Source organism: Curtobacterium sp. VKM Ac-2865 (assembly GCF_015350905.1).
In the GTDB taxonomy this organism is placed as follows: Bacteria; Actinomycetota; Actinomycetes; order Actinomycetales; family Microbacteriaceae; genus Curtobacterium.
Map to the genome: position 1 here is coordinate 321,023 of NZ_JADKRZ010000001.1, position 26,623 is coordinate 347,645.

Consider the following 26,623-nt stretch of genomic DNA (forward strand, 5'->3'; position numbering starts at 1 on the left):
CCGGCATCCCTCAGGGGGTGCCGGGCTTCCGGCGTTCGCGGGGCACCCACGCCTAGGCTGGTGGCCGTGCGCATCATCGGACTCACGGGCGGCATCGCCGCGGGGAAGTCGACCGTCTCGGGTCGCTGGGCAGCGCTCGGCGCCGTCGTCGTCGACGCGGACCGCCTGGCGCGGGACGCCGTCGCTCCCGGCAGCCGCGGGCTCGAGCAGGTCGCGGAACGCTTCGGTCCGTCAGTGATCGCCGCGGACGGGTCGCTCGACCGGCCGGCCCTCGGCACGATCGTGTTCTCCGACCCGGCGGCGCGCAAGGACCTCGAAGCCATCACCCACCCCGAGGTCTGGCGGCTCGCCCAGGCCGCGTTCGACGCCGCCGAGCAGGCCGACCCGGACGCGGTGGTGGTGTACGACGTGCCGCTCCTCGCCGAGGCCCGAGGGAGCCGTCCACTGCGGTTCGACGCGGTCGTCGTGGTCGATGCTCCGGCGGCGGTGCGGATCGAGCGTCTCGTGCAGCACCGCGGGATGTCCCGTCAGGAAGCCGAGCGTCGCGTCGGCGCACAGGCGAGCGACGCCGACCGACTCGCCCTGGCCGACCACGTCGTCGACGCCACCGGCACCCTCGAGGACACGATCCGCTCGGCGGACCGGGTCTGGGGCCTGGTCGCACCAGCGACCCCGTGAAGCACCGGCTGCTGCTCGTCGTCGCCGCGGTCGTCCTCGTGGCGATCGGGCTCGGCACCCTCGTCGCTGCGAACCTGCTCGCCGGGCAGCGTGTGGCGGACCACGGCCGTGAGCCGGCGCACGCCCGCCCGCGCAGCGACGCACGCGGTCCCCAGGACGAGCTCCACCGCTTCCGGCTCGGCGCGATCGACGGGGAGCGGCTCGAACCGAACCGGGACGACTTCGCCGCCAGGACCGCCGCCGACGGGCCGCTGCTGCTGTTCCTGCCGGCGACGCGCGCCCGGCCGGCGGACTACCAGCGGTTCCTGACGACGGCGCTCGGCGACGGCTACCACGTGCTCGGGCTCGACTACTGGAACCTCGGCAAGACCCTCTCCGGCACGTGCGAGGCCGACCCGCGCTGCTACGGCACGGTGCAGCGGAACCGGTTCGACGGCACCCGACAGTCGGACTACAGCGCGGTGTCCCCGGCGGGGTCGATCGTCTCGCGGTTCCGCGACGCGATCGCACACCTGGACGACGTGGACCCGAAAGGCGGGTGGGGACGTTTCGTCGCGCCGGACGAGGACATCGCCTGGAGCGACATCGTCGTGGCCGGGCACTCGCAGGGTGGCGGCGAGGCGGCGTACATCGCGCACATCCGGCCGGTCCTCGGCGCGCTGATGTTCGCGTCCCCGGTGGAGTCGCTCGGGCCGGTGCACGCCGCGTGGATGGACCGCCCGGGGCAGACCCCGGCGTCGCGGATGTACGCCGTGGACGACGTCCGCGACGAGTTCGGACCGCGGATCCGTGGATCGTGGACGGCACTCGGCCTCGACGTCCCGGCGATCCCGGGCGGACCGGCCGAACCGTGGCGGACCGACACGGCAGCGCCACCGGAGGGCTGGTACCCCCACGCCATCCTCACCGACATCAGCATCGGGACCCCGGCGCAGTCGCACTCCCGCATCATCAAGGACACGACGCCACTCGACGCACAGGGACAGCCCCGGCTCATCGCGCTCTGGCAGTGGCTGCTCCGACGCTTCCCCCTGCCCACGCAGACGAGTCCCTGACGGCCGTCATGGGATCCAGGATTAGCGTGGCGGGGTGCAGCCCGACCGCGACCCCCACGCGCCGACCCCCGGCGGCCTCCGCGCCCTGATCCGCCAGCGCGCCGCCGAGGACCCCGACCATGTGTACCTCGAGGACGCCCGCTCCGACCGGGTGCTCCGTCACCGTGACCTCGAGACCGCCGTCGCCGCCTGGTCCTCGACCTTCGACGTGATCGGCGTCCCCGACTCCGGGGCCGTGCTCGTCGACGTGGGGGACCCGATCGCGTTCGCCGTCGTGCACCTGGCCGCCGTCGCGAGCGGGCGGCGGGCGGTCCCCGTCGACACCGGACAGCCGACGACCGAGCCGGCACGGCTCGCGGACCTGCTCGGTGGCGCCTCGATCGTGGTGTCGGACCGGCTCGAGGACACGACCATCCCGGGGACGCCGGCCGCCCGTGTGGACCCGGCCACGAGCCTCCCGTCCGACGTCCGTGACGGCGACCTGCCCACGGCGACGCCCGACACACCCGGTGAGGGGTCCGTCGTGCTCTTCACCTCGGGTTCGACCGGCACGCCGAAGGGCGTCGAACTGCCGGAGTCGCAGCTGCTGTTCGTCGCCCGGGCCGTCGCCGAGCACAACGCGCTGACGCGGGACGACCGCGGGTTCAACTCGTTGCCCCTGTTCCACGTCAACGCCGAGGTCGTCGGGCTGCTCTCGACCCTCGTCGCCGGTGCCACGCTGGTGCTCGACCGACGATTCCGGCGGACCGGGTTCTGGGAGCTGCTCGCCGACCGCCGGGTGACCTGGCTGAACGCGGTGCCGGCGATCCTGGCGGTGCTCGCGAAGACCGGGCCGCTCGACTTCCCCGCGGGTCTGCGGTTCGTCCGGAGTGCCTCGGCGCCGCTGCCCGACCCCGTCCGCGCCGCACTGCGTGACGTCCCGCTCGTCGTGAGCTGGGGCATGACCGAGGGCGCCAGCCAGATCACCGCCACGCCGCTCGGCGCACCCGCCCGCGCCGGCACGGTCGGGGTGCCCGTCGGCTGCGCCGTCGAGGTCCGCGACGAGGACGGCACCGTGCTGCCGGCCGGGACGACCGGCGCGCTGTGGGTCCGCGGACCGGGCATCGTGCGCTCCTACCTGCACGGCCGTGCCACGGAACGCTTCGACGCGGAGGGCTGGCTCGCCACGGGTGACGTCGGCTCGGTCGCCGAGGACGGCTGGGTGTCGCTCGCCGGGCGGTCCGACGACGTCATCAACCGCGGTGGTGAGAAGGTCTGGCCCGCCGAGGTCGAGGACGTCCTGCTCGGGGACCCGCGGGTCCTCGAGGCCGTGGTGGTGGCCCGGCCCGACGACGTCCTCGGCAGCGTGCCGGTGGCGTACGTCATCCCGCAGCCACGGGACGAGGACGGCGTCGAGCGCGACGCCGACGCCGAAGCCACCGCCGGCGAGCGCGACGCCGCAGCCGCCGCCCTCGTCGCCGACCTCACCGCCCGCGCCGAACGGTCCCTGACCCGCTTCCGCCGCCCGGTCGAGATCATCGTCGTCCCCGACCTGCCCCGCGCCCCCACCGGCAAGGTCCAGCGCGCCCGGGTGCGCGGCATGGCGGAGACACCGTGAGCACGACGACGGCGCAGGGCACGGGCGTCCGGACCCCGACCCGCACCGCCGAGGGCCGCCCGCGGCACCTCTACGAGATCGACGTCCTCCGCATCCTGACGTTCGCGTGCGTGATCGGCGTGCACACGACGAGCCACACGATGGCGTCGGACGACCTCGGGCTCGCCGGGCTCCTCGCGCTGCTGCACTTCACCCGGCTGGTGTTCTTCACCCTGACCGCGTTCGTGCTCGTCTACAGCTGGTCGATCCGCCCGAAGCCGATGTCGGTGTTCTGGCCGAAGCGCTTCCTGCTCGTGGGGGTGCCCTACCTGGCGTGGTCGTTCGTGTACGTCGCCTCCGCGTGGCTGCTCGACGCAGGCCAGCGCGGCGACGTCCCGGCGCTCGTCGAGACGTACGCCACCGGCATCGTCACGGGGACGGCGAAGTACCACCTGTACTTCCTGCTCGTGACGATGCAGGTGTACCTGCTGCTGCCGGCGATCATGTGGCTCGTGCGCACCACGCGACGCCACCACGTCGCGGTGCTCGTCGTCAGCCTGCTCGTGCAGCTCGTCGTCTTCGCCGGCTACAAGTACTTCCCCTCGACCGACGCCTGGATGCACGGCTACCAGAAGCAGTTCTTCTTCTCCTACGTCTTCTTCATCGTCTCGGGGGCGATCGCGGCCGACCACGCCGAGGGGTTCCTGGGGTTCGTACGCAGACGGCGCCGGGCGATCGGGTGGGCGTTCCTCGGCGGAGCGGTGCTGACCCTCGTGGTGTTCGTGGTCCAGATGGCGCTCGGGGACTCGGCCTACAAGGCCGGCACCCCGCTGCAGCCCGTCGAGGTGGTGTGGAGCACCCTCGTCTTCCTCGGGTTCCTGGCCGCGGGGGCTGCCTGGGCCGACCGTCGGGTCGCCGGCAGCCGTCTGGCGAAGGTCGTCGACTACGCCTCGGACCGCTCGTTCGGCATCTTCCTGAGCCACCCGCTGGTGATCTGGTTGCTGCTGTACGGCTCCAGTCCGCTCGAGGCGCTCGTGCCGAAGCCCTGGCTGACCCTCGTGACGTACCTGCTCGTCGTGGTGCTCGCCGTCGCCGTCACCGAGGCCTTCCGCTGGACGCCCCTGAGCGTGCCGCTGACGGGGCGGCCGTCGCTCGCCACGCGGGCAGCCCGGCAGGCGCGGGCCGCGAAGCCTCCGGTGACCCGCTGACGGACCGGAGGCTCCCGGCGGCGCCGCCACGAGCCTCCAGTCCGTCCTGTGGTCAGGCCGAGCGCTGCTCGGCTTCCGGGGTACCGATCTCCAGCACGCCGTCGGTGGAGGTGAGCCGCTGCGGCTTCATGAACCACGCGACGACGGCTGCGCCACCGAGCAGCACGCAGGACAGCGCGAACGGCAGCTGCCAGCCGGACGCGTCGACGAGCACCCCGAAGACGATCGGTGAGAGGACGCCGGCGACGCCGAAGCCGGTGTTCATGAAGCCGGATGCCGTCCCGGACCACTGCGGGGCCACGTCCATCGGGATCGCCCAGAGGTTGGCGTTGCAGAGCTCCAGGAAGAAGAACGACAGGGCGAGCGAGATCGTCGCGACGAGCAGGCCCTGCCCGATGACGAGCGGCACCAGACAGAGGAGCGATCCTCCGAGCCCGACGACGAGGATGGCCCGACGGGCGTTCCGGGTGTCGCCGCCGCGGTGGATGATGCGGTCGCTGAGCATGCCGCCGACGGTGTCGCCGACCACGCCCGCGAGCAGGATGAGCGTGGTGAAGAGGGCGAAGTCGCCGATCTTGAGGCCGTAGGTCGAGCTGAGGAACGTCGGCAGCCAGGTGAGGAACACCCAGAGGGTCCAGCCGTAGCCGAAGTCCACGAAGGTGACGGGCAGGATCTGCTTCGCCATCTGTCGCCACGGCACGGGCGGACGGGTGGCGCGGGTCTCCACCGGGGGGAGCTCGTCGAGTTCGACCTGCGTGATGCCCTTCGCGGACTCCGGCTTGTCCCGGAAGAGGAACCACCAGGCGATCGCCCAGGCGAAGGACAGCACCGCGGTGGCGAAGAACGCCAGACGCCATCCGCTGATCGCGATGAAGTAGGCGACGACGAGGGGCGCGAGGGCGTTGCCGAGCCGCGCCGCGGAGTGCACGACGCCCTGGGCGAAGCCGTTGCGGTCGCGGGGGATCCAGCGGCTCATGGCCTGCGTGGCGGTGGGGAACGCGGCCGCCTCGCTCAGACCGAGCAGGGCGCGGGCGGCGAACAGCGTCCAGAAGCCCACGGCGAACCCGGTCCAGAGCGTCGCCACGCCCCAGATGACCGTGATGACGAAGAGGGCCTTGCGCGGGCCGAACTTCTCACTGACCGTCCCGCCGAACACCTGGAGCAGGGCGTACGGCAGCGAGAACGCGGCGACGATGACGCCCGCGGTGGTCTCCGTGAAGCCGAACTCCTCGGTGATGTGGGGGAGCGCGGTCGAGATGTTGGTGCGGTCGATGTACGAGATCGCGTACATGAAGCACAGCAGCAGGAGCACGCGGCCGCGGATGCGTCCGCGGAACGGGGTGCCCTTGGCTGGTGCGGCGGGGGTCGCCGTCGTCATGGGTGGGTGCCTCTTCGAGGAGTGCGGTCGAGCCGGGTCGCTGAACAGACGGAACGGTAGGAGTGATCGCTATCAGCGTCCTTGGAGGGCGCTCTCCGCGGACGATACGCCCGGGCTGCTGTCGGTGGACGCGCCTACGATTGACGCATGGTAGTTGCAGTCAAACCGGTCCGCTCGGTCCGTCCGTTCGAGGTGATCAGCGAGTACTCGCCGAGCGGTGACCAGCCCGCCGCGATCGCCGAGCTCGCGGGGCGCATCAACGCGGGTGAGACCGACGTGGTGCTCCTCGGTGCGACCGGTACGGGCAAGTCGGCGACGACCGCGTGGCTCATCGAGCAGGTGCAGCGCCCGACGCTCGTGCTCGCGCACAACAAGACCCTCGCGGCGCAGCTCGCGACGGAGTTCCGCAGCCTGCTGCCGGAGAACGCGATCGAGTACTTCGTCTCGTACTACGACTACTACCAGCCAGAGGCCTACGTCCCGCAGACGGACACCTTCATCGAGAAGGACTCCTCGGTCAACGCCGAGGTCGAACGTCTCCGGCACTCCACGACGAACTCGCTGCTCAGCCGGCGTGACGTCGTGGTGGTCTCGACCGTGTCCTGCATCTACGGCCTCGGCACGCCGGAGCAGTACATGAACGCGTCGGTGGCGCTGTCGGTCGGGCAGGAGATCTCGCGTGACCAGCTCGTCCGCCGGTTCGTCGCCATGCAGTACCAGCGCAACGACGTCGACTTCGCCCGCGGTACCTTCCGGGTACGCGGCGACACCATCGAGATCATCCCGATGTACGAAGAGCACGCGATCCGCATCGAGATGTTCGGCGACGAGATCGAAGCCCTCAGCTCGCTGCACCCCCTGACCGGCACCGTCATCGACGACCTCCCCGCGGTCTCGATCTTCCCCGCGTCGCACTACGTGGCGGACACCGACGTCATGCACCGGGCGATCGGCACCATCAAGGAAGAGCTGGCCGAGCGCCTCGCCGAGCTCGAAGGCCAGGGCAAGCTGCTCGAGGCCCAGCGGCTGCGCATGCGCACCACGTTCGACATCGAGATGATGGAGCAGATCGGGTTCTGCTCGGGCATCGAGAACTACTCCCGGCACGTCGACGGCCGCATGCCGGGGGAGGCCCCCCACTGCCTGCTCGACTACTTCGCCGACGACTTCCTCATCGTGATCGACGAGTCCCACGTGACCGTGCCGCAGATCGGTGCGATGTACGAAGGTGACGCCTCCCGCAAGCGCACCCTGGTCGAGCACGGCTTCCGACTCCCCAGCGCGATGGACAACCGCCCGCTCAAGTGGGAGGAGTTCCTCGAGCGCGCCGGGCAGAAGGTCTTCCTGTCGGCGACCCCCGGCAAGTACGAGCTCGGCATCACGGACAGCGTCGTCGAGCAGATCATCCGCCCGACGGGCCTGATCGACCCCGAGATCGTCGTGAAGCCGTCCGACGGCCAGATCGACGACCTGCTCGAGGAGATCCGGCAGCGCGTCGAGAAGGACGAGCGCGTCCTCGTCACGACGCTGACCAAGCGCATGGCCGAGGAGCTGACCGACTTCCTCGGCAACGCCGGGGTCCGTGTCCGGTACCTGCACTCCGACGTCGACACGCTCAAGCGCGTCGAGCTCCTGACCGAGCTCCGTCAGGGCGTCTACGACGTGCTCGTCGGCATCAACCTGCTCCGTGAAGGCCTCGACCTGCCGGAGGTCTCCCTCGTGGCGATCCTCGACGCCGACAAGGAGGGCTTCCTGCGCTCGGCGACGTCGCTCATCCAGACCATCGGCCGTGCGGCGCGCAACGTCTCCGGCCAGGTGCTCATGTACGCCGACAAGATGACCGCCTCGATGACCCAGGCGATCGAGGAGACCGACCGACGCCGCGAGAAGCAGGTGGCCTACAACCTCGAGCACGGCATCGACCCGCAGCCCCTGCGGAAGAAGATCGGCGACATCACCGAGCAGCTCAACCGCGAGAACGAGGACACCAAGGAGCTCCTCGAGCGCCGCGGTGGCGGCGTGCGCGACGGCCGTCGTGCGCCCACGCCGAACCTCAAGCGCACGGGAATCGCCGGCGAGGGCGCCACCCAGCTCGAGGCCACGATCGCCGACCTCAACGACCAGATGCTGCAGGCAGCGTCGGAGCTCAAGTTCGAGCTGGCGGGGCGTCTGCGTGACGAGGTCCAGGACCTCAAGAAGGCGCTCCGGCAGATGGAGTCGGCGGGGCATGTCAACTGAGGGCGGTGCGCCGAAGACCGTCGTGGTCACGGGTGCCAGTGCCGGTCTCGGGTACCACGCGGCCGAGCAGCTGGCACGCGCCGGGCACCGCGTCGTGCTCGCGACCCGCAGCCCCGACCGGGCAGCAGCGGCGGAGCGGAGCATCCGGCAGCACGTGCCGACGGCGGACCTCGCGCAGCTGCACGTCGACCTCGCGGACCTCGACAGCGTCCGCGCGGCTGCCGACGCGCTCGGAGCGCTGGGGCCGGTCGACGCCCTGGTGAACAACGCCGGAGTCGTCGGGTCGAGCACCGAGCGGTTCACTGCCCAGGGTGTGGAACTGCAGGTCGGGACCAACCACGTCGGGCACTTCGCGCTCACCGGCCTCGTCCTGCCGCTCCTCGAGCCCACCGCCGGCCGGGTCGTGCACCTCGGCTCCATCGCCCACCGCTGGGCGTCGCTCGACCACACCGACCCCCTGCGCGTCGGGCACTACTCGAGCTACCGCCAGTACGGCCGCAGCAAGCTCGCGGTGATGCTGTTCGGGTTCGAGCTGGCGGAACGACTCGCCGACGCCGGCTCCCCGGTGTCGAGCGTCGTCGCGCATCCGGGCCTGGCGCTCGAGGCCCTCTCGCCCGCACGCCCCGACGTCGCACCGGCGCGGAGCGAACCCGGTTGGACCCGCCCCGGTCAGCGGCTCTACGCCCAGGGCAAGGACGCCGGCGCGCTGCCGCTCGTCCACGCGGCCGTCGGCGGCGACGTCCGCTCGGGGGAGTACTGGGGCCCGAGTGGTCCGTTCCAGCTGCGCGGTCCCGCGTCGGTGGTGCGCGCGGAGCCCCGGGCCCACGACCGCACCCAGGCGGCACGGCTCTGGCGCGCCAGCGAGCAGGTCTCCGGGGTGGCGTTCGCTCTCGACGCACTCGGGTGAGGCCCTCGGGTCGGCGAATGTCGGAGCCGGTTCGTACAATCGTCGGTGATGACCATCACTTCTGACCGCGACTCCGCGACCTCCGGCCGGAACGCCTTCGGCGACTCCGCGGACCTCGAGCCTGCAGACCTGCACCTCCCCGGCGGCACCGCCCCGCACAGCACGTCGACGCTCAGCGTCCGTGGTGCACGCGTGCACAACCTGCGTGACGTGGACCTCGAGATCCCACGCGACTCGCTCGTCGTGTTCACGGGCCTGTCCGGCTCGGGGAAGTCCTCGCTGGCGTTCGACACGATCTTCGCCGAGGGGCAGCGTCGCTACGTCGAGTCGCTCTCGGCCTACGCGCGCCAGTTCCTCGGCCAGGTCGACCGCCCCGACGTCGACTTCATCGAGGGCCTGTCGCCCGCCGTGTCGATCGACCAGAAGTCGACGAACCGCAACCCGCGGTCCACCGTCGGCACGATCACCGAGGTCTACGACTACATGCGCCTGCTCTGGGCGCGCATCGGCATCCCGCACTGCCCCGTCTGCGGCGAGGTCATCAGCAAGCAGAGCGTGCAGCAGATCGCCGACCAGCTGATGACGCAGGAGTCCGGCACGCGGTTCCAGGTCCTGGCGCCGATCGTGTCGAAGAAGAAGGGCGAGTTCGTCGACCTCTTCCAGGAGCTCGCGGCGTCCGGCTACTCCCGCGCGATCGTCGACGGCGAGCGGATCCAGCTGAACAGCCCGCCCACGCTGAAGAAGCAGGTCAAGCACGACATCTCGGTCATCATCGACCGCCTGGTGGCGAGCGACGACATCCTCGGCCGCCTGACGGACTCGCTGGAGACCGCACTGCGCCTGACCAACGGCACCGTGGCGATAGACCTGGTGGACCACGAGGGGCCCGGTGCTGTCCGCACCTACTCCGAGAACCTCTCCTGCCCGAACAATCACCCTCTCGCGCTCACCGAGATCGAACCCCGCACGTTCTCGTTCAACGCGCCGTTCGGTGCCTGCCCGGAGTGCTCCGGCCTGGGCACGCGGATGTCCGTCGATCCCGACCTGGTGCTCGGTGACCCGGAGGCCACGCTCTCCGGCGGCGTCCTGCTCCCCTGGACCGGCACGAGCGGGCTCTACTCCTACTTCGAGAAGCTGCTCGGCGGCCTCGGCAAGGAGCTCGGCTTCAAGCTCGACACCCCCTGGAACCAGCTCGACCCGACGGTGCAGGCCGCGATCCTCACCGGCAAGGACTTCGAGGTCTCGGTGTCGTGGCGCAACCGCTTCGGCCGTGAGATGCGCTACACCAGCGGGTTCGAGGGCGTCATGCCCTACATCGAGCGCAAGTTCGCCGAGGCCGAGTCGGACTCGCAGCGCCAGCGCTTCCAGGGCTACCTGCGCGAGGTCCCCTGCCCCGTCTGCGACGGCACGCGCCTGAAGCCCGAGGTCCTCGGCGTCACCGTCGCCGACCACAGCATCGCCGACGTCACCCAGCTGAGCCTCGACGACGCCTACGCGTTCATGGACACCCTGTCGCTCACCGACCGCGAAGCCCACATCGCGGCGGCGGTCCTGCGGGAGATCCGCGCCCGACTCGAGTTCCTGCTCGAGGTCGGACTGAACTACCTCACCCTGTCCCGCGGCGCCGGGTCGCTCTCCGGCGGTGAGGCCCAGCGCATCCGCCTGGCCACGCAGATCGGCTCCGGCCTGACCGGCGTGCTCTACGTCCTCGACGAACCGAGCATCGGGCTGCACCAGCGCGACAACCGCCGACTCATCGACACCCTCGTCAAGCTCAAGAACCTCGGCAACACGCTCATCGTCGTCGAGCACGACGAGGACACCATCCGCACGGCGGACTGGGTCGTCGACATCGGCCCCGGCGCCGGCGTGAACGGCGGCAACGTCGTGCACTCGGGCTCCTACGCCGACATGATCGAGAACCGCGAGTCGATCACCGGGGACTACCTCGCCGGTCGTCGCGCGATCGACATGCCCGCGTCGCGCCGCAAGGTCAACCGCAAGCGGGTCATCAGCGTGCAGGGTGCCCGCGCCAACAACCTGCAGGAGGTCGACGCCGACTTCCCGCTCGGCGTGTTCACCGCGGTGACGGGCGTCAGCGGATCGGGCAAGTCAACCCTGGTCAACGACATCCTCTACAAGGTGCTCGCGAACCAGCTCAACGGTGCCCGGCACATCGCCGGCAAGCACACCCGCGTCAAGGGCCTCGACCAGCTCGACAAGGTCGTGCACGTCGACCAGGCGCCGATCGGTCGCACCCCGCGCTCGAACCCGGCGACCTACACCGGCGTCTTCGACCGCATCCGCGGGCTCTTCGCCGAGACGACCGAAGCCAAGGCGCGCGGGTACCTGCCCGGCCGCTTCAGCTTCAACGTCAAGGGCGGTCGCTGCGAGAACTGCTCCGGTGACGGCACCATCAAGATCGAGATGAACTTCCTGCCCGACGTCTACGTCGCGTGCGAGGTCTGCGGCGGTGCCCGCTACAACCGCGAGACGCTGCAGGTCCACTACAAGGGCAAGGACATCTCCGAGGTCCTCGACATGCCCATCAGCGAGGCCGCCGAGTTCTTCGAACCGATCTCCGCGATCCACCGCTACATGGCGACCCTCGTCGACGTCGGCCTCGGCTACGTCCGCCTCGGGCAGAGCGCCACGACCCTGTCCGGCGGTGAGGCCCAGCGCGTCAAGCTCGCGACCGAGCTCCAGCGCCGCTCGAACGGCCGCACCGTGTACGTGCTCGACGAGCCGACGACCGGTCTGCACTTCGAGGACGTCCGCAAGCTGCTCCTCGTGCTGCAGAGCCTGGTCGACAAGGGCAACACGGTCATCACGATCGAGCACAACCTCGACGTCATCAAGTCCGCCGACTGGGTCATCGACATGGGGCCGGAGGGCGGCTCCGGCGGCGGCACGGTCCTGGCCGTGGGCACCCCGGAGCACATCGCCGAGGTCCCCGAGAGCCACACGGGGGTGTTCCTCCGCGAGATCCTCGAGGCCCAGGACGCCCGCGTCGGCAAGGAGCGCTCGGTCGGCGCCCGCTCGGTCGACGAGTCCAAGCTCGGCTCGCTCAAGCGCGGCAGCGCGGCCGACAAGCAGAAGGCCGGTGCTCGGTAGGTGACGGACACCGTCTCGTGGCGCCCGAAGGCGGGGGAGATCCCGACCGACCCTGGCGTCTACCGCTGGCGTGACGGCAACGGCCGGGTGCTCTACGTCGGCAAGGCGAAGAACCTCCGCGCCCGCCTGAGCAACTACTTCGCCCCGCTGCCCACGCTCCACGAACGCACCCGGCGGATGGTCCTGACCGCCCGGAGCGTCGAGTGGACGACCGTCGGCTCCGACATCGAGGCCCTGCAGCTCGAGTACACCTGGATCAAGGAGTTCGACCCGCCCTTCAACGTCAAGTTCCGGGACGACAAGTCGTACCCGTACATGGCGATCACGCTCGGGGACGAAGCCCCCCGGGTCATGGTGACGCGCAACCGGAAGATCCGGGGCGCGAAGTACTTCGGCCCGTACCCGAAGATCTGGGCCGTGCACGACACGATCGACCTGATGATCAAGGTGTTCCCGATCCGCACGTGCTCGGACTCCTCGTACAAGCGCGCCATGCAGACGGGCAAGCCCTGCTTCCCGGGGCAGATCGGCAAGTGCGGTGGACCGTGCTCGCAGCGCGTCACGATCGCCGAGCACCGTGCCATGGTCGAGGAGTTCGTCCGCTTCATGGGCAGCTACGACCGCCGGATCATCACGCAGCTCCGGCAGCGGATGGGCGCGTCGGCCGACGCGATGCAGTACGAGCAGGCCGCCCGGTTCCGCGACCAGGTCGAGGCCCTCGAAGCCGTGCTCGAGAAGTCCGCCGTGGTGCTGAAGGACTCGGTCGACCTCGACCTCTTCGGCATCGCCGAGGACGAGCTCGCGGCCGCGGTCCAGCTGTTCTCCGTCCGTGGTGGCCGCATCCGCGGTGTGCGCGGGTGGGTCGTCGACAAGGAGCTCGACATCAGCACCGGCGACCTCGTCGAGCAGATCGTCCAGGGCGTCTACGCCGACGGCGAGCTGGCGCCCCAGACCGCCGGCGCGCTGACCAGTCCGAGCATGGAGGAGCCCCCGCGCGAGGTCGTCGTGCCCGAGCTCCCCGAGGACGCCGACGCCCTGCAGCAGTGGCTCAGCGAGCGCCGTGGTGGGCGCGGCACGAAGCTCAGCACCGCGCAGCGCGGTGACCGGGCTGGCCTGGCCCGCACGGCGTCGCAGAACGCGCAGCAGGCCCTCATGCTCTACAAGACGAAGCGCTCCGCCGACTACACCACGCGTGCCGCGGCGCTGGCCGACATCCAGGAGGCCCTCGGCATGACCGAGGCGCCGCTGCGCATGGAGTGCTACGACATCTCGCACCTGCAGGGCACGAACGTCGTCGCCTCGATGGTGGTGTTCGAGGACGGCCTGCCGCGCAAGGACCAGTACCGCCGCTACTCGATCGCCGAGACCCGCGACGACACCGACAGCATGCACCAGGTGCTGACCCGTCGCCTCGCACGGCTCGACGAGGACGCCGAGCTGCCGGACCAGCCCGACCACAACGCCGACGGCGTCGTCGCGGTCGAGAAGCCGACGAAGCGCTTCGCGTACCGGCCGCAGCTGCTCATCGTCGACGGTGGCCAGCCTCAGGTGGCAGCCGCCAAGCGCGCGATGGACGAGGCCGGGGTCACCGACATCGCCCTCGTCGGCATCGCCAAGCGGCTCGAGGAGCTCTGGCTGCCCGACGACGACTTCCCGGTGATCCTGCCGCGCAACTCCGAGGCGCTGTTCCTCATCCAGCGCATCCGCGACGAGGCGCACCGCTTCGCGATCACGCACCAGCGCGGGCGCCGCAAGCGCGACGTCCGCACGCAGCTGTCCGAGATCCCGGGCCTCGGCCCGAGCCGGGTCAGCGCGCTGCTGAAGCACTTCGGCTCGGTGGCGCGGCTCCGTGGTGCCACCGCCGAGGAGATCGGCGTGGTCCCGGGCATCGGCCCGGCCACGGCCGCCGCGGTCGTCCGGAAGCTGCAGACCGTCCCGACGAGCACGCCGACCGGGGAGTCCCCAACCGAGCCGACCAGCCCAGCCGAGCCGACCAGCCCGACCGGTCCGACGGGCGCCGAGGACTCCGGTGCGTCCGCCTCCGCGGATCCGACGGACGACCGGACAGGAGGCCCGGTGCGGGTCCCCGAGGTGACCAGCGACGGTCCGACGCGGCCGTCGTGACCCCGCCACGAGCCTCCAGGCCGGTCGGTCCGCTCGCGCGTGCCGGACGGTAGCCTTGACGCCGACCCACCACACCCCCGGCCCGCTCTGCGGGCCACCGGACCACCCGGGCGACGCGCCCGGGCAGCGACGACGGAGCACATCTCCCAGATGACGGACACCGAACCGAAGCCCCAGCACGACGTCCTCATCGTCACCGGGATGTCGGGCGCCGGCCGTTCGACGGTCGGCAAGGCGCTCGAGGACCTCGACTGGTACGTCGTGGACAACCTGCCCACGCAGATGCTCGGGCCGCTCACCGACCTGGCCGACCGTGCTGGGGAGAAGATCCCGAAGCTCGCCGCGGTGGTGGACGTCCGCGGAGGGCGCTACTTCACCGCGCCCGAGCACGCGGTCGAGCAGCTCCGCTCGAGCACGTCCGCGCGGGTCCGCGTGCTGTTCCTCGAAGCGACCGACCAGGTCCTCGTGCGACGGTTCGAGCAGGTGCGCCGCCCCCACCCGCTCCAGGGCGAGGACACCCTGCTCGACGGCATCGCCCGTGAGCGCACCCGGCTGCTCGGGCTGCGCGAGGCGTCCGACGTGATCATCGACACCTCGGACCTGAACATCCACCAACTCGCGAACACCATCACCGAGAAGTTCGCGGAGGACCGCTTCACCGGTGTCCAGGTGACGCTGATGAGCTTCGGCTTCAAGTACGGGCTGCCGACGGACGCCGACATGGTCGCCGACGTGCGCTTCATCCCGAACCCCTACTGGGTGCCGGAACTCCGTGAGCACACCGGTCTCGACGAGCCGGTCTCCGACTACGTGCTGGCCCAGTCGGGTGCCCGGCAGTTCGTCGATCGCTACGCGTCCGTGCTCGAGCCCGTGCTCGCCGGGTACCAGCGCGAGAACAAAAGACACGCTACGATCGCCATCGGCTGTACCGGCGGGAAGCACCGCTCGGTCGCCATCGTCGCCGAGTTGGCGAGCGTCCTCCGCGGGATGCCCAACGTCGCCGTGCGTGTGAAGAACCGAGATCTCGGCCGGGAGTGACCGTCCCACCGGCCGCTGCACACGGGTGCGCCAACGGGACCGACGAGCCCCACCACCAGAAACGTTAGGAATGATGCTGTGCCGTTGACTGCCGAGGTCAAGGACGAACTGGCCAGGGTCGTCGTGGGCCGCAACACGGTCCGTGCCGCCGAACTCGCGACGATCCTCCGGTTCGCGGGTGGCCTGCACGTCATCTCCGGCAGGATCGCCGTCGAGGTCGAGCTCGACACCCGGATCATCGTGCACCGCGTGCGCAAGGACCTGGCCGAGCTGTACGGCGTGCGCAGCGAGGCTTCGGTCGGTTCGACCGCCTCGGCCCGCCGCGGCACCCGCTACCTGGTCCGCGTCCTCGAGGCGGGGGAGACCCTCGCCCGCCAGACCGGCCTGATGGACGCCCGTCGTCGTCCCGTGCGCGGGCTCCCGAACCGGCTCACCACGGGCAACCGCGAGGACCTGGCCGCCATCTGGCGCGGAGCCTTCCTCGCCGCCGGCACCCTGACCGACCCGGGCCGGGCCGCTGCGCTCGAGGTCACCTGCCCGGGCAACGAGGCCGCGATGGCCCTGGTCGGAGCCGCGTCACGCCTCGGCGTCGCCGCGAAGGGCCGCGAGGTCCGCGGGGTGCACCGCGTCGTCATCCGTGACGGCGAGGCCATCGGGCAGATGCTCACCGTCATGGGTGCTGCGCGCACCACGGCCGAGTGGGAGGAGATGCGCCAGCGCCGCGAGGTCCGAGCCACCGCCAACCGCCTGGTGAACTTCGACGACGCCAACCTCCGTCGATCCGCCCAGGCCGCCGTCGCGGCGTGCGCCCGGGTCGAGCGAGCGCTCGAGATCCTCGGCGACGAGGTCCCCGACCACCTGCAGTACGCCGGGTCGCTCCGCCTGCAGCACCGCGACGCCTCGCTCGACGAGCTCGGCCAGCACGCGGACCCGCCCATGACCAAGGACGCCATCGCGGGCCGCATCCGCCGTCTGCTCGCGATGGCCGACAAGCGTGCCGTCGAGCTCGACATCCCGGGCACCGAGGCCAGCGTCCCCGAGGAGCTCGAGGGCGTCTGACGTCCGCTGGACGGTCGACGTCGTCCAGGCGGCGTGCGGGGCGCTGACTGCTAGGCTCGTTTCGGTGGCGTTACGGGGCGTATCGTCAGCCACCCGCGTTCCCGTCACGGGTGCGTGACTCCCGAAAGCAGCGTCCTCGGGCGCTCCACACCCACAGGAGATCCTTTGACCGTCAAGATCGGTATCAACGGCTTCGGCCGGATCGGCCGCAACTTCTTCCGGGCCGCCCTGGCCAAGGGCAGCGACCTCGAGATCGTGGCGGTGAACGACCTCACCGACAACGCCGCACTCGCGAACCTGCTCAAGTTCGACTCGATCACGGGTCGTCTCGGCGTCTCCGTCGAGCTCGAGGGCGACAACATCGTCGTCGACGGCAAGCCGATCAAGGTCCTCGCGGAGCGCGACCCCGCGAACCTCCCCTGGGGCGAGCTGGGCGTCGACATCGTCATCGAGTCGACCGGCTTCTTCACCAAGGCCGCCGATGCGCAGAAGCACATCGACGCCGGCGCCAAGAAGGTCATCATCTCCGCCCCGGCCACGGGTGACGACGTCACCATCGTGCTCGGCGTGAACGAGGACCAGTACGACGCCGCGAACCACCACATCATCTCGAACGCGTCGTGCACCACGAACAGCCTCGCGCCGCTCGCCAAGGTGTTCCACGACAAGTTCGGCATCGAGCGCGGTCTCATGACCACGGTCCACGCCTACACCGCCGACCAGAACCTGCAGGACGGCCCGCACAAGGACCCCCGCCGTGCCCGTGCCGCCGCGCTGAACATCGTGCCGACCTCGACCGGTGCCGCCAAGGCCATCGGCCTGGTCATGCCCGAGCTCGCCGGCAAGCTCGACGGCTTCGCGCTGCGCGTCCCGGTCCCCACCGGCTCGATCACCGACCTCACCCTCGAGACCAAGTCCGAGGTCACCGTCGACGAGATCAACGCCGCGTACAAGGAGGCAGCAGAGGGCCCGATGAAGGGCATCCTGCTCTACAGCGAGGACCCGCTGGTGTCGACCGACATCACCACGGACCCGCACTCCTCGATCTACGACTCCGGCCTGACCAAGGTCATCGGCGGGCTCGTGAAGATCACCTCGTGGTACGACAACGAGTGGGGCTACTCGAACCGCCTCGTCGACCTCACCGAGTACGTCGGCGCGCGGCTCTGAGCGCATGACTCTCCGCACCCTCGAGGACCTCGGCGACCTCGCCGGCAAGCGCGTCGTCGTCCGCTGTGACCTGAACGTCCCGCTCAAGGACGGCACGATCATGGACGACGGCCGCGTGCGGGCGTCGCTCACCACGTTGAACACGCTGATCACCGCTGGCGCGCGGGTCATCGTGGTCTCCCACCTCGGTCGTCCCGACGGCGAACCCAAGCCCGAGTTCTCGCTCGCGCCGGTCGCCCAGCGGCTCTCGGAGCTGCTCGGGAAGCCGGTGACCTTCGTCGGCGAGACCGTCGGCGACGAGGCCACCGCGGCCGCCGAGGACCTCGAGGACGGTGACGTCCTGCTGCTCGAGAACCTCCGCTTCAACCCGGAGGAGACCTCGAAGGACGCCGCCGAGCGCAGCGCCTTCGCGGAGCGCATCGCTGCACTCGGCGACGCGTTCGTGTCCGACGGCTTCGGCGTCGTGCACCGCAAGCAGGCCTCGGTCTACGAGCTCGCCTCCGCCCTGCCGTCCGCGGCCGGGCAGCTCATCGAGCAGGAGCTCACCGTGCTGGAGCGCCTGACCAAGGACCCGGAGCGCCCCTACACGGTGGTGCTCGGCGGGTCCAAGGTCAGCGACAAGCTCGGCGTCATCGACCACATCCTGCCCAAGGTCGACACGCTCTGCATCGGCGGCGGCATGCTCTTCACCTTCCTGGCTGCCGAAGGCCATGGGGTGGCGAAGTCGCTCCTCGAGCAGGACCAGCTCGACGTCGTGCGCGAGTACGTCTCGCGGGCGAAGGACCTCGGCGTCACGATCGACCTGCCGACCGACGTGGTGGTGGCCTCCGGGTTCGCCGCCGACGCCGACCACGAGACGGTCCCGGCCGACGCCATCGAGTCCTCTTCGTTCGGTGCGGACGGCATCGGCCTCGACATCGGCCCGGAGACCGCAGCGCGGTTCGCGAAGGCCGTGTCCGGCTCGAAGACCGTGTTCTGGAACGGTCCCATGGGCGTGTTCGAGTTCCCGGCGTTCGCCGCCGGTACGAAGACGGTCGCACAGGCACTGACCGAGGTCGACGGCCTCGGTGTCGTCGGCGGCGGTGACTCCGCCGCAGCGGTCCGGTCGCTCGGCTTCACGGACGACCAGTTCGGGCACATCTCGACCGGTGGCGGTGCGAGCCTCGAGTTCCTCGAGGGCAAGTCGCTGCCCGGCCTCGAAGCCCTGGGGTGGACAGCATGAGCCGCACACCGCTCATCGCCGGCAACTGGAAGATGAATCTCGATCATCTGCAGGCCATCGCGACCGTGCAGAAGCTCGCATGGACGCTCAAGGACGCCCGCCACGACTTCGACGACGTCGAGGTCGCGGTGTTCCCGCCCTTCACCGACCTGCGCAGCGTGCAGACGCTCATCTCCGCCGACAAGCTCCCGATCCGCTTCGGCGCCCAGGACCTCTCGCAGCACGACTCCGGTGCGTACACCGGTGACGTGTCCGGCGCGTTCCTGGCAGCGCTCGACGCCGCCTACGTGATCGTCGGCCACTCCGAGCGCCGAACCGTGCACGGGGAGACCGACCAGGTCGTCGCCGCGAAGACCGCGGCGGCCGTCAAGCACGGTCTCGTCCCGATCGTCTGCGTCGGCGAGACCGGGGAGCAGCGCGACGAGCGCGGCCCCGGTGTCGTGCCGGTCGAACAGCTCCAGGTCGTCCTCGACACCGGGCCGTCGTCCGAGATCGTCGTCGCCTACGAGCCCGTCTGGGCCATCGGCTCCGGCCAGGCCGCCACGGCCGAGCAGGCCCAGGACGAGTGCGCCGCACTCCGTCGTGGGATCGCTGCGGCCTGGGGCGACGAAGCAGCCGCGGCGACGCGAGTGCTCTACGGCGGCTCGGTCAAGTCCGGCAACATCGCCGGGTTCCTCCGTGAGCCCGACGTGGACGGCGCGCTCGTCGGCGGGGCGTCCCTCGACGTGCAGGAGTTCGCCGCGATCGCGCGGTTCCGCCAGCACGTCGGGCTCTGACCCAGCACCTGGAGCACCCGCTCCCGCACCACTCCCGTCCCGGTACCGGCCGAGCACTGCTCGGCCGGTACACTGGTACGGCTGACTGACACGAAAGGTACGTCGTGGCGATACTCTCCGTCGTGCTGCAGGTCCTGCTCGCTATCACGAGCCTCCTGCTCACGCTCCTCATCCTCCTGCACAAGGGTCGCGGTGGCGGCCTCTCCGACATGTTCGGCGGTGGCGTGACGAGCAACCTCGGGGCGTCCGGCGTGGCCGAGCGCAACCTGAACCGCATCACGGTGATCCTCGGACTCCTGTGGATCACGAGCATCATCGTGCTCGGTCTCATCAACAAGTTCACAGCGGGGAGCTGAGCCATGGCATCCGGAGGCAGTGCAATCCGAGGGTCTCGCGTCGGCGCGGGCCCGATGGGGGAGCAGGACCGCGGGGTCCAGGCAGAGCGCGTCGCGATCTCGTACTGGGACGCCCTCGGGAACGAGGTCGTGCGGTACTTCTCCGCGACCCTCCCCGATGAGGAGATCCCCGAGACGGTCGACTCGCCGTCCAGCGGACTCCCCGCCGGTCGCGACAAGGAGAACCCGCCCGTGGTCTCCAAGACCGAGCCCTACAAGACGCACCTCGCGTACGTGAAGGAGCGCCGCACCGAGGAAGAGGCAGCCCAGCTCCTCGAGGACGCGCTGCAGCAGCTCCGCCAGCGTCGCGGCACCGCGAAGTAGGCACCCGTTCCACACGAAGGCCCCCGCACCGATGGTGCGGGGGCCTTCGTCGTCGTTGGCCGACGTCCGGCGCCCGGTGAGATCGCACTTCGTGTCGGCTCGCGGAGCGAGGTGCCGACCCGAAGTGCGATCTCAGCGACGTGGGCGGTGCCGGACGGGACCACAGACAGACGGGAGGCCCGGTGCCAGCTGGCACCGGGCCTCCCGTCCGTGGGGTGCGTCAGTAGGTCGACGCGATGAGGTTCTCCGGGACGTCGCGGGCGGCGTCCTGGTCCACGAAGAAGACGGTGCGCTTGCGACCCTGGACGCCACCGACGGGGACCTCGTCCACCGACGCACCCGCGAGGGCGAGTCCGAGGACCGAGGCCTTCTCGGCGCCGGACAGGATGACCCACACCCGCTGCGACGCGTTGATCGCGGGGTAGGTCAGGGTCAGACGCTGCGGCGGCGGCTTGGGGGAGTCGTCGACCGGCACGACCACACGGTCGATCAACGTGAGCTGCGGGAACTCCGGGAACAGCGACGCGGTGTGCCCGTCCGGGCCGACACCGAGCAGGGTGATGTCGAACTTCGGCGCGATCGCGGAGTCGGGCGCTGCGGCCTGGAGCTCGCGCTCGTACTGCGCGGCAGCCTCGTCGATGCTGAGTCCGGCGTCGGACGCGGCCATCGGGTGGATGTTCGCGGTGGGGATGCCGACGTGGTCGAAGAAGTCGGCCTGCGTGCCCGTGACGTTGCGGTCGGCGTCGCCCTCCGGTGCCCAGCGCTCGTCGACCCACCAGACGTGCACCTTGGACCAGTCGACGCTCTCGCGAGCCTGCGACTGACCGATGGCGGCGAGCACCAGTGTGGACACCGACCCACCGCTGATGGCGATGTCCGCCCGCTCCTGCTCGTCCAGCACGTCGATGATCTTCGTGATGAAGCGTGCGGCGACCGACGCGCCGAGGGCCTGCTTGTCCGGGTGCACGAGCACCCGCCGTTCGTTGGTCACGTGACTCCCGTGTTCGTGGAGCGGCCAGGGGATGTGGTCGCGGTCGGCCCGTCCGGTCCGCCCCTGCTGCCGTGGCGACAGGGGCGGGACGGTCGGACCGCGGTGGTGCTGGTCAGCTCGCGATCGAGTCGCGGAGCTGCGCCACGCCGTGCTTGACGACGTCTCCGAAGAGGACGTCGGGGTCGAGTCTACGGAGTTCCTCGGCGAGGCAGTCGCGCAGGTTCCGGCGTGGCAGCGACAGGTCGTGCACCGGCTGCCCGGGCATCGACAGCGTGGCCACGTCGACGAGCGAGCGTTCGAGCTCGATGTCGCCGGACTCGCGGGACAGCGTGACGCCGTGGATGCCGCTCGAGCCCGTCGCGCGGGGCGACGTGACGACCGACACCGGCACCTGGAGCTGCAGCTGCAGCCAGGCGGCGAGGAGGAACGTCGACGGGCTGTCGCTGGCCCCGGAGACCTCGACGCCGGTGACCGGCTCGTACGGCGGCTGGTCGAGCGCCGCAGCGAGCTGGTTCCGCCAGAGGGTCAGACGGGTCCACGCGAAGTCGGTGTCACCGGGCACGTAGGACTCGCCCAGGGCGGTGATCGCCGTGTTCGGGTCCCGCTGTGCGGCGGCGTCCGTGATCCGACGCTGGGCGATGCGCCCGAGCGAGGACTCCGCCGGCTTCGGCGGTGCGATCCCGGGCCACCAGGCGACGACCGGCGCGTCGGGCAGGAGCAGGCCGGTGACGAGGCTCTCCTCGTCGGTGGCCGTCTCGCCGTAGGCACGCAGGACGATGACCTCACTGGCGCCGGCGTCGCTCCCCACGCGGATCTGCGCGTCGAGACGGCCGGGCGACGCGTTGTCGCCGTCGTTCTTCGACACGATGATCACGCGCATCGGGTGCTCGCGGGATGCCTCGTTCGCGGCCGCGATCGCCTCTTCCTCGTGGCCGAGGGCCGTCGAGATGATCAGCGTGAGGACACGGCCGAGTGCGACAGCGCCCCCTTCCTCGCGGATGTGGACGAGGGTCTTCTGGATCTTCGAGACCGTGGTGTTGGGCAGGTCGATCTTCATGGACGCCTCCAGGTCCGGCCGTCGCGGGCGAGGAGGTCGTCGGCCGAAGCCGGACCCCACGTCCCAGGACGGTACTGCTCGGGCTGGCCCTGCGTGGCCCAGAACTCCTCGATCGGGTCGAGGATCTTCCAGGACAGCTCGACCTCCTGGTGCCGCGGGAACAGCGGCGGGTCACCGAGGAGGACGTCGAGGATGAGTCGCTCGTAGGCCTCGGGGGATGCCTCGGTGAACGCGTGGCCGTAGCCGAAGTCCATCGTCACGTCGCGCACCTGCGTGCCGACGCCGGGGACCTTCGAGCCGAAGCGGAGCGTGACGCCCTCGTCCGGCTGGACACGGACGACGAGCGCGTTCTGGCCGAGGGGGGACTGCGGGATGCCGAACACGGCCTCCGGGACGCGCTTGAACACGATCGCGATCTCGGTCACACGGCGGCCGAGACGCTTGCCCGCGCGGAGGTAGAACGGCACGCCCTGCCAGCGACGGGTCGCGATGTTGAGCTTCACCGCGGCGAAGGTCTCGGTCGTGGACTCGGGGTTCATGCCCGCCTCGTCCAGGAACCCGAGGACCTTCTCGCCGCCCTGCCAGCCGCCCGAGTACTGCCCGCGAGCGGTGGCGGTGGACAGGTCCTCCGGCAGCTCGACCGCGGAGAGCACCTTCTCCTTCTCGGCGCGGAGGTGTCCGGCCTTGAACGAGACGGGCTCCTCCATCGCCGTGAGGGCGAGGAGCTGCAGCAGGTGGTTCTGGATGACGTCGCGCGCCGCACCGATGCCGTCGTAGTACGCGGCGCGTCCGGCGACGCCGATGTCCTCGGCCATCGTGATCTGCACGTGGTCCACGTAGTTCGAGTTCCAGATGGGTTCGTACATCTGGTTCGCGAACCGCAGGGTCAGGAGGTTCTGGACGGTCTCCTTGCCGAGGTAGTGGTCGATGCGGAAGACGTCGTCGGGTGCGAAGACGCTCTCGACGATCGCGTTGAGCTCGCGTGCGGTGCGGAGGTCGGACCCGAAGGGCTTCTCCACGACGACGCGGCTCCACGAGCCCTCCGGCTTGTCCGTCAGGCCGGACAGCTTGAGCTGCTCGGTGACGACCGGGAACATCTTCGGCGGGATGGACAGGTAGAACGCGTGGTTGCCCAGGGTGCCCCGCTCGGCGTCGAGGGCGTCGACGGTCTCCTTGAGCTGGACGAAGGCCTCGGGGTCGTCGAACGACCCCTGGACGAAGCGGATGCCCTGTTCGAGCTGCCGCCAGACGTCCTCGTCGAAGGGGGTCCTGGAGTGTTCCTTGACCGCGTCGTGGACGAGCTGGGAGAAGTCCTGGTCCTCCCAGTCGCGCCGAGCGAACCCGACCAGCGCGAACCCCGGGGGCAGGAGTCCCCGGTTCGCGAGGTCGTAGACCGCGGGCATCAGCTTCTTGCGGGACAGGTCGCCCGTCACGCCGAAGATGATGAGGGTGCTGGGACCCGCGATCCGGTTCAGTCGACGGTCCGTGGGCAACCGGAGCGGGTTGTGCTCCGGGGTGATCGCCACCGGTGACATGTGTCGGTGAACTCCTTTGGTGTCAGGAAGTGGGTGTGGGCCCCTGGACCGCGGCGGTGACGACGTCTGCCAGGGCGGGGAGGTCCCCGGACGACAGCGTCAGCACCGGGCGGCCGTGCTGCGCGAGGACGCTGGCGTCCCCGGCTGCCTGGGCCCGGATGAGCTGGCCGAACGTGAAGGGCCGCCCGGGGATCGGCAGGTCGCCCGCGTCGTCCGCGAGGATCTGCAGGAACACCCCCGTCGCGGGTCCGCCCTTGTGGTACTGGCCGGTGGAGTGCAGGAACCGCGGGCCGTAGCCGAACGTGACCGGTCGGCCGATGCGCTCGGCGACGACGTCGCGGAGCACCGCGAGTTCGCGGTTGACGCCGCGGTCCACGTACGCCTGGATGGCGACGTAGCCGTCGGGGCCGACAGCGGACAGGAGGCTCGTCACGGCCTGGGCGATGCTGCTGCCGGTCTCGAGACCGATCGCGGACACCGTGATGCCGGACTCCCGGAAGGCGGGCTCGGCCTGCGCGGACGCCGGCTGGTCGCCGTCGAGCAGTGCCCGGGTGGCGACCTTGGCGGCCTCCACGTCGGGCTGGTCGAACGGGTCGATGCCGAGCAGGCGCCCGGCGACGGCCACGGCGTACTCCCACACGAGGAACTGTCCACCGAGGGTGCCGGTGATCTCGAGCTCGTGGTCGGCGACGTGGCGTTCCTCCCTGGCGGACCCGACGAGCCGGATGACCTGCACGTCGTGCAGGTCGGCCGTGAGCTCGGGGGCGTCGACGTCGAGGACGACGGGGAGCAGGCCCTTGCCGGCCTTGCCGGTGGACTCGGCGATCAGCTGTTCGGCCCAGTCGGCGAAGCCGATGATGTGGGTGCCGTCCGCGACGATGCCGATCTTGTCGCGCAGCGGGTCGGTGCCGGCGAGGACCGCGCCGAGCACGAGCCCGGGGTTCTCGTCGATGTCGACCGACAGGAGCGCCGAGATGGCGTCGGCCTCGTCGAGCAGCTCCCCGATGTCCGCGCCCGCCAGACCCGACGGCACGAGGCCGAAAGCGGTCAGTGCGGACCAGCGGCCACCGACGGTCGGGTCTGCCGTGAAGACGCGGTAGCCGGCGTCGGTCGCCGCGGCCTCGAGCGGGGAGCCCGGGTCGGTGACGACGACGATGCGGCCGGACGGGTCGATGCCGGCGTCCTGGAACGCCTGCTCGTAGACGCGGCGCTGCGAGTCGGTCTCCAGCGTGGAGCCGGACTTCGACGACACGACGAGCACGGTGCGCTCGAGGCGGTCGGTCAGCGCTGCGGTGACCTGGGCGGGGTCGGTCGAGTCGAGCACCGAGAGGGGGACGCCCGCGGTGCGGGTGATGACCTCGGGTGCCAGCGACGAGCCGCCCATGCCGGCGAGGACGACGTGGTCGACCCCGTCGGCGAGGAGCTGCTCGCGCAGTTCGACGATCTGCGGGACGAGCGGCCGCGAGGTCGCGACGGCTTCGACCCACCCGAGGCGCGAGGCGGCCTCGGTCTCCGCCGCCGGGCCCCAGAGGTCGGGGTCCTGGGCGGTGATGCCCGACGCCACCAGGTCGGTGACGAGGCGCGGGACCACCTGTTCGATGGCCCGCGCCGCGTCACCCCTGGCGGCGATGGAGACAGTCACTACTTCTTGGCGTTCTCGAGTGCCGTCTTGACGGTCTCGACGAGCTCACCCCAGGAGACGTTGAACTTGTCCACGCCCTCCTTCTCGAGGAGCGCGACGACGTCGTCGTAGTCGACGCCGGCCGCGGCCAGCTGGTCCATGAACTCGTTGGCCGAGTCGAACGTGCCGGCGATCGCGTCACCGTGGACCTGACCGTGGTCGAACGTGGCCTCGAGCGTCTTGCCGGGCATCGTGTTGACGGTGTTCGGCGCGGCGAGCTCGGTCACGTAGAGCGTGTCGGAGAGCGACGGGTCCTTGACGCCGGTCGAGGCCCAGAGCGGACGCTGGGTGTTCGCGCCGGCCTCGAGCAGGCCGAGGGCGCGCTCCGAGGCGAAGGCCTGGGTCCACACCTGGTAGGCGAGCTGCGCGTTGGCGATGCCGGCCTTCGACTTGAGGGCCTTGGCCTCGTCGGTGCCGACGGCGTCGAGACGCTTGTCGATCTCGGAGTCGACACGCGACACGAAGAAGGACGCGACCGAGTGGATCTTCGAGAGGTCGTGGCCGGCGGCCTTGGCCTTCTCGAGCCCACCGAGGTAGGCGTCGATGACGGCGCGGTAGCGCTCGAGCGAGAAGATCAGCGTGACGTTGACGGAGATGCCGGCGCCGATGACCTCGGTGATGGCCTCGAGGCCCTCGAGCGTCGCGGGGATCTTGATGAGGACGTTCTCGCGGCCGACCTTGTCGAACAGGAACTTGGCCTGCTCGATGGTCTTGGCGGTGTCGTGGGCGAGGCCCGGCTCGACCTCGATCGAGACACGGCCGTCGAAGCCCTTGGTCTCGTCGTAGATCGGCTTGAAGACGTCGGACGCGTTGGCGACGTCCTGCGTGGTGATCGCGAAGATCGCGTCCGTCACGTCGGTGTCGGCAGCGGCGAGCTCCTTGACCTGGTCGTCGTAGCGCTCGCCCTTGGCGAGGGCCGACGCGAAGATCGTCGGGTTGGTCGTCACGCCGACGACGTTGCGGTCCTTGATGAGGTTCTCGAGCCGGCCGGTCTCGAGGAGCTCGCGGGAGAGGTCGTCGAGCCAGATGCTCACGCCGACGGCGGAGAGGGCTTCGGTGGGAGTGGTGTCAGTCATGTGTTTCTCTTCTTTCGTCGA

The 26,623-nt window shown here is 70.4% G+C and carries 21 protein-coding genes; 15 read left to right on the top strand and 6 right to left on the bottom strand.

Translation table 11 applies throughout. The features are described from left to right. The first annotated feature begins 66 nt into the window (after positions 1 to 66). From coaE to ITJ54_RS01430, 4 genes are read left to right on the top strand one after another with little or no spacing between them, the layout of a single operon-like run. A complete protein-coding gene (gene coaE, locus ITJ54_RS01415) occupies positions 67 to 678 on the top strand; it encodes a dephospho-CoA kinase (RefSeq protein ID WP_194625560.1) in 612 nt (203 codons plus the stop codon). Further along, positions 675 to 1,733 (top strand): BPSS1187 family protein, encoded by a 1,059-nt coding sequence (locus tag ITJ54_RS01420; RefSeq protein ID WP_194625561.1) that lies wholly within the window; start codon positions 675 to 677, stop codon positions 1,731 to 1,733. Before coaE ends, ITJ54_RS01420 begins: the two co-directional genes overlap by 4 nt. Before the next feature lie 34 nt (positions 1,734 to 1,767). Then, positions 1,768 to 3,330, top strand: coding sequence for a class I adenylate-forming enzyme family protein (locus ITJ54_RS01425; protein ID WP_194625562.1), 1,563 nt, complete (start codon positions 1,768 to 1,770; stop codon positions 3,328 to 3,330). Continuing rightward, a complete protein-coding gene (locus ITJ54_RS01430; RefSeq protein ID WP_194625563.1) occupies positions 3,327 to 4,517 on the top strand; it encodes an acyltransferase in 1,191 nt (396 codons plus the stop codon). Before ITJ54_RS01425 ends, ITJ54_RS01430 begins: the two co-directional genes overlap by 4 nt. A gap of 52 nt (positions 4,518 to 4,569) precedes the next feature. Here the strand turns inward: ITJ54_RS01430 and ITJ54_RS01435 are convergent, their stop codons facing one another. Next, positions 4,570 to 5,895, bottom strand: a complete 1,326-nt coding sequence (locus ITJ54_RS01435; protein WP_194625564.1) for an MFS transporter — start codon at positions 5,893 to 5,895, stop codon at positions 4,570 to 4,572. 147 nt (positions 5,896 to 6,042) lie between these two features. Here ITJ54_RS01435 and uvrB point away from each other — a divergent pair, with 147 nt between their 5' ends. The 11 genes from uvrB to ITJ54_RS01490 all read left to right on the top strand — a co-directional run bounded on the left by uvrB (position 6,043) and on the right by ITJ54_RS01490 (position 20,262). Then, entirely contained in the window at positions 6,043 to 8,133 is a 2,091-nt protein-coding gene (gene uvrB, locus ITJ54_RS01440) for an excinuclease ABC subunit UvrB (RefSeq protein WP_194625565.1), read from the top strand. Further along, positions 8,123 to 9,040, top strand: coding sequence for an SDR family NAD(P)-dependent oxidoreductase (locus ITJ54_RS01445; protein ID WP_194625566.1), 918 nt, complete (start codon positions 8,123 to 8,125; stop codon positions 9,038 to 9,040). Before uvrB ends, ITJ54_RS01445 begins: the two co-directional genes overlap by 11 nt. A 48-nt stretch (positions 9,041 to 9,088) precedes the next feature. Next, positions 9,089 to 12,154 (top strand): excinuclease ABC subunit UvrA, encoded by a 3,066-nt coding sequence (gene uvrA / locus ITJ54_RS01450; protein WP_228508122.1) that lies wholly within the window; start codon positions 9,089 to 9,091, stop codon positions 12,152 to 12,154. After that, positions 12,155 to 14,278, top strand: coding sequence for an excinuclease ABC subunit UvrC (uvrC, locus tag ITJ54_RS01455; RefSeq protein WP_194625567.1), 2,124 nt, complete (start codon positions 12,155 to 12,157; stop codon positions 14,276 to 14,278). It begins immediately after the preceding gene. 150 nt (positions 14,279 to 14,428) lie between these two features. Next, positions 14,429 to 15,316: an RNase adapter RapZ gene (rapZ, locus tag ITJ54_RS01460; RefSeq protein ID WP_194625568.1), complete on the top strand. Its 888-nt coding sequence runs from the start codon at positions 14,429 to 14,431 to the stop codon at positions 15,314 to 15,316. A 78-nt stretch (positions 15,317 to 15,394) separates the two neighbouring features. Further along, positions 15,395 to 16,375, top strand: a complete 981-nt coding sequence (gene whiA / locus ITJ54_RS01465; protein ID WP_194625569.1) for a DNA-binding protein WhiA — start codon at positions 15,395 to 15,397, stop codon at positions 16,373 to 16,375. Between the two features lie 165 nt (positions 16,376 to 16,540). Further along, the gene (gap, locus tag ITJ54_RS01470; RefSeq protein ID WP_194625570.1) at positions 16,541 to 17,545 is read left to right on the top strand and encodes a type I glyceraldehyde-3-phosphate dehydrogenase; all 1,005 of its coding nucleotides are present in this window, start codon (positions 16,541 to 16,543) and stop codon (positions 17,543 to 17,545) included. A 4-nt stretch (positions 17,546 to 17,549) separates the two neighbouring features. After that, complete coding sequence (locus ITJ54_RS01475; RefSeq protein ID WP_194625571.1) at positions 17,550 to 18,767, top strand: phosphoglycerate kinase; 1,218 nt, start codon at positions 17,550 to 17,552, stop codon at positions 18,765 to 18,767. Continuing rightward, on the top strand, positions 18,764 to 19,543 hold the full coding sequence (gene tpiA, locus ITJ54_RS01480) for a triose-phosphate isomerase (protein ID WP_194625572.1): 780 nt from the start codon (positions 18,764 to 18,766) through the stop codon (positions 19,541 to 19,543). The genes ITJ54_RS01475 and tpiA overlap by 4 nt, the downstream gene beginning before the upstream one ends. Before the next feature lie 104 nt (positions 19,544 to 19,647). Continuing rightward, positions 19,648 to 19,899, top strand: coding sequence for a preprotein translocase subunit SecG (gene secG, locus ITJ54_RS01485; protein WP_071275211.1), 252 nt, complete (start codon positions 19,648 to 19,650; stop codon positions 19,897 to 19,899). A gap of 3 nt (positions 19,900 to 19,902) precedes the next feature. Next, entirely contained in the window at positions 19,903 to 20,262 is a 360-nt protein-coding gene (locus ITJ54_RS01490; RefSeq protein ID WP_071275214.1) for an RNA polymerase-binding protein RbpA, read from the top strand. A 220-nt stretch (positions 20,263 to 20,482) separates the two neighbouring features. Here the strand turns inward: ITJ54_RS01490 and pgl are convergent, their stop codons facing one another. The 5 genes from pgl to tal form a co-directional block, all read right to left on the bottom strand. Next, on the bottom strand, positions 20,483 to 21,253 hold the full coding sequence (gene pgl, locus ITJ54_RS01495) for a 6-phosphogluconolactonase (protein ID WP_194625573.1): 771 nt from the start codon (positions 21,251 to 21,253) through the stop codon (positions 20,483 to 20,485). A gap of 112 nt (positions 21,254 to 21,365) precedes the next feature. Beyond that, positions 21,366 to 22,310, bottom strand: coding sequence for a glucose-6-phosphate dehydrogenase assembly protein OpcA (locus ITJ54_RS01500; RefSeq protein ID WP_194625574.1), 945 nt, complete (start codon positions 22,308 to 22,310; stop codon positions 21,366 to 21,368). Then, positions 22,307 to 23,845: a glucose-6-phosphate dehydrogenase gene (gene zwf, locus ITJ54_RS01505; RefSeq protein ID WP_194625575.1), complete on the bottom strand. Its 1,539-nt coding sequence runs from the start codon at positions 23,843 to 23,845 to the stop codon at positions 22,307 to 22,309. Before zwf ends, ITJ54_RS01500 begins: the two co-directional genes overlap by 4 nt. Before the next feature lie 22 nt (positions 23,846 to 23,867). Continuing rightward, positions 23,868 to 25,487, bottom strand: a complete 1,620-nt coding sequence (locus tag ITJ54_RS01510) for a glucose-6-phosphate isomerase (RefSeq protein ID WP_194625576.1) — start codon at positions 25,485 to 25,487, stop codon at positions 23,868 to 23,870. Further along, positions 25,487 to 26,602, bottom strand: coding sequence for a transaldolase (gene tal, locus ITJ54_RS01515; protein ID WP_194625577.1), 1,116 nt, complete (start codon positions 26,600 to 26,602; stop codon positions 25,487 to 25,489). The genes ITJ54_RS01510 and tal overlap by 1 nt, the downstream gene beginning before the upstream one ends. Positions 26,603 to 26,623: the final 21 nt, after the last annotated feature.

Excerpts from the sequence above, each read along its gene's own strand:
- ITJ54_RS01435 (WP_194625564.1), bottom strand. The coding sequence starts at position 5,895 with ATGACGACGGCGACCCCCGCCGCACCAGCCAAGGGCACCCCGTTCCGC.
- ITJ54_RS01490 (WP_071275214.1), top strand. The coding sequence starts at position 19,903 with ATGGCATCCGGAGGCAGTGCAATCCGAGGGTCTCGCGTCGGCGCGGGC.
- tal (WP_194625577.1), bottom strand. The coding sequence starts at position 26,602 with ATGACTGACACCACTCCCACCGAAGCCCTCTCCGCCGTCGGCGTGAGC.
- ITJ54_RS01445 (WP_194625566.1), top strand. The coding sequence starts at position 8,123 with ATGTCAACTGAGGGCGGTGCGCCGAAGACCGTCGTGGTCACGGGTGCC.
- uvrA (WP_228508122.1), top strand. The coding sequence starts at position 9,089 with ATGACCATCACTTCTGACCGCGACTCCGCGACCTCCGGCCGGAACGCC.
- tpiA (WP_194625572.1), top strand. The coding sequence starts at position 18,764 with ATGAGCCGCACACCGCTCATCGCCGGCAACTGGAAGATGAATCTCGAT.
- ITJ54_RS01500 (WP_194625574.1), bottom strand. The coding sequence starts at position 22,310 with ATGAAGATCGACCTGCCCAACACCACGGTCTCGAAGATCCAGAAGACC.
- zwf (WP_194625575.1), bottom strand. The coding sequence starts at position 23,845 with ATGTCACCGGTGGCGATCACCCCGGAGCACAACCCGCTCCGGTTGCCC.
- rapZ (WP_194625568.1), top strand. The coding sequence starts at position 14,429 with ATGACGGACACCGAACCGAAGCCCCAGCACGACGTCCTCATCGTCACC.
- uvrB (WP_194625565.1), top strand. The coding sequence starts at position 6,043 with ATGGTAGTTGCAGTCAAACCGGTCCGCTCGGTCCGTCCGTTCGAGGTG.
- ITJ54_RS01475 (WP_194625571.1), top strand. The coding sequence starts at position 17,550 with ATGACTCTCCGCACCCTCGAGGACCTCGGCGACCTCGCCGGCAAGCGC.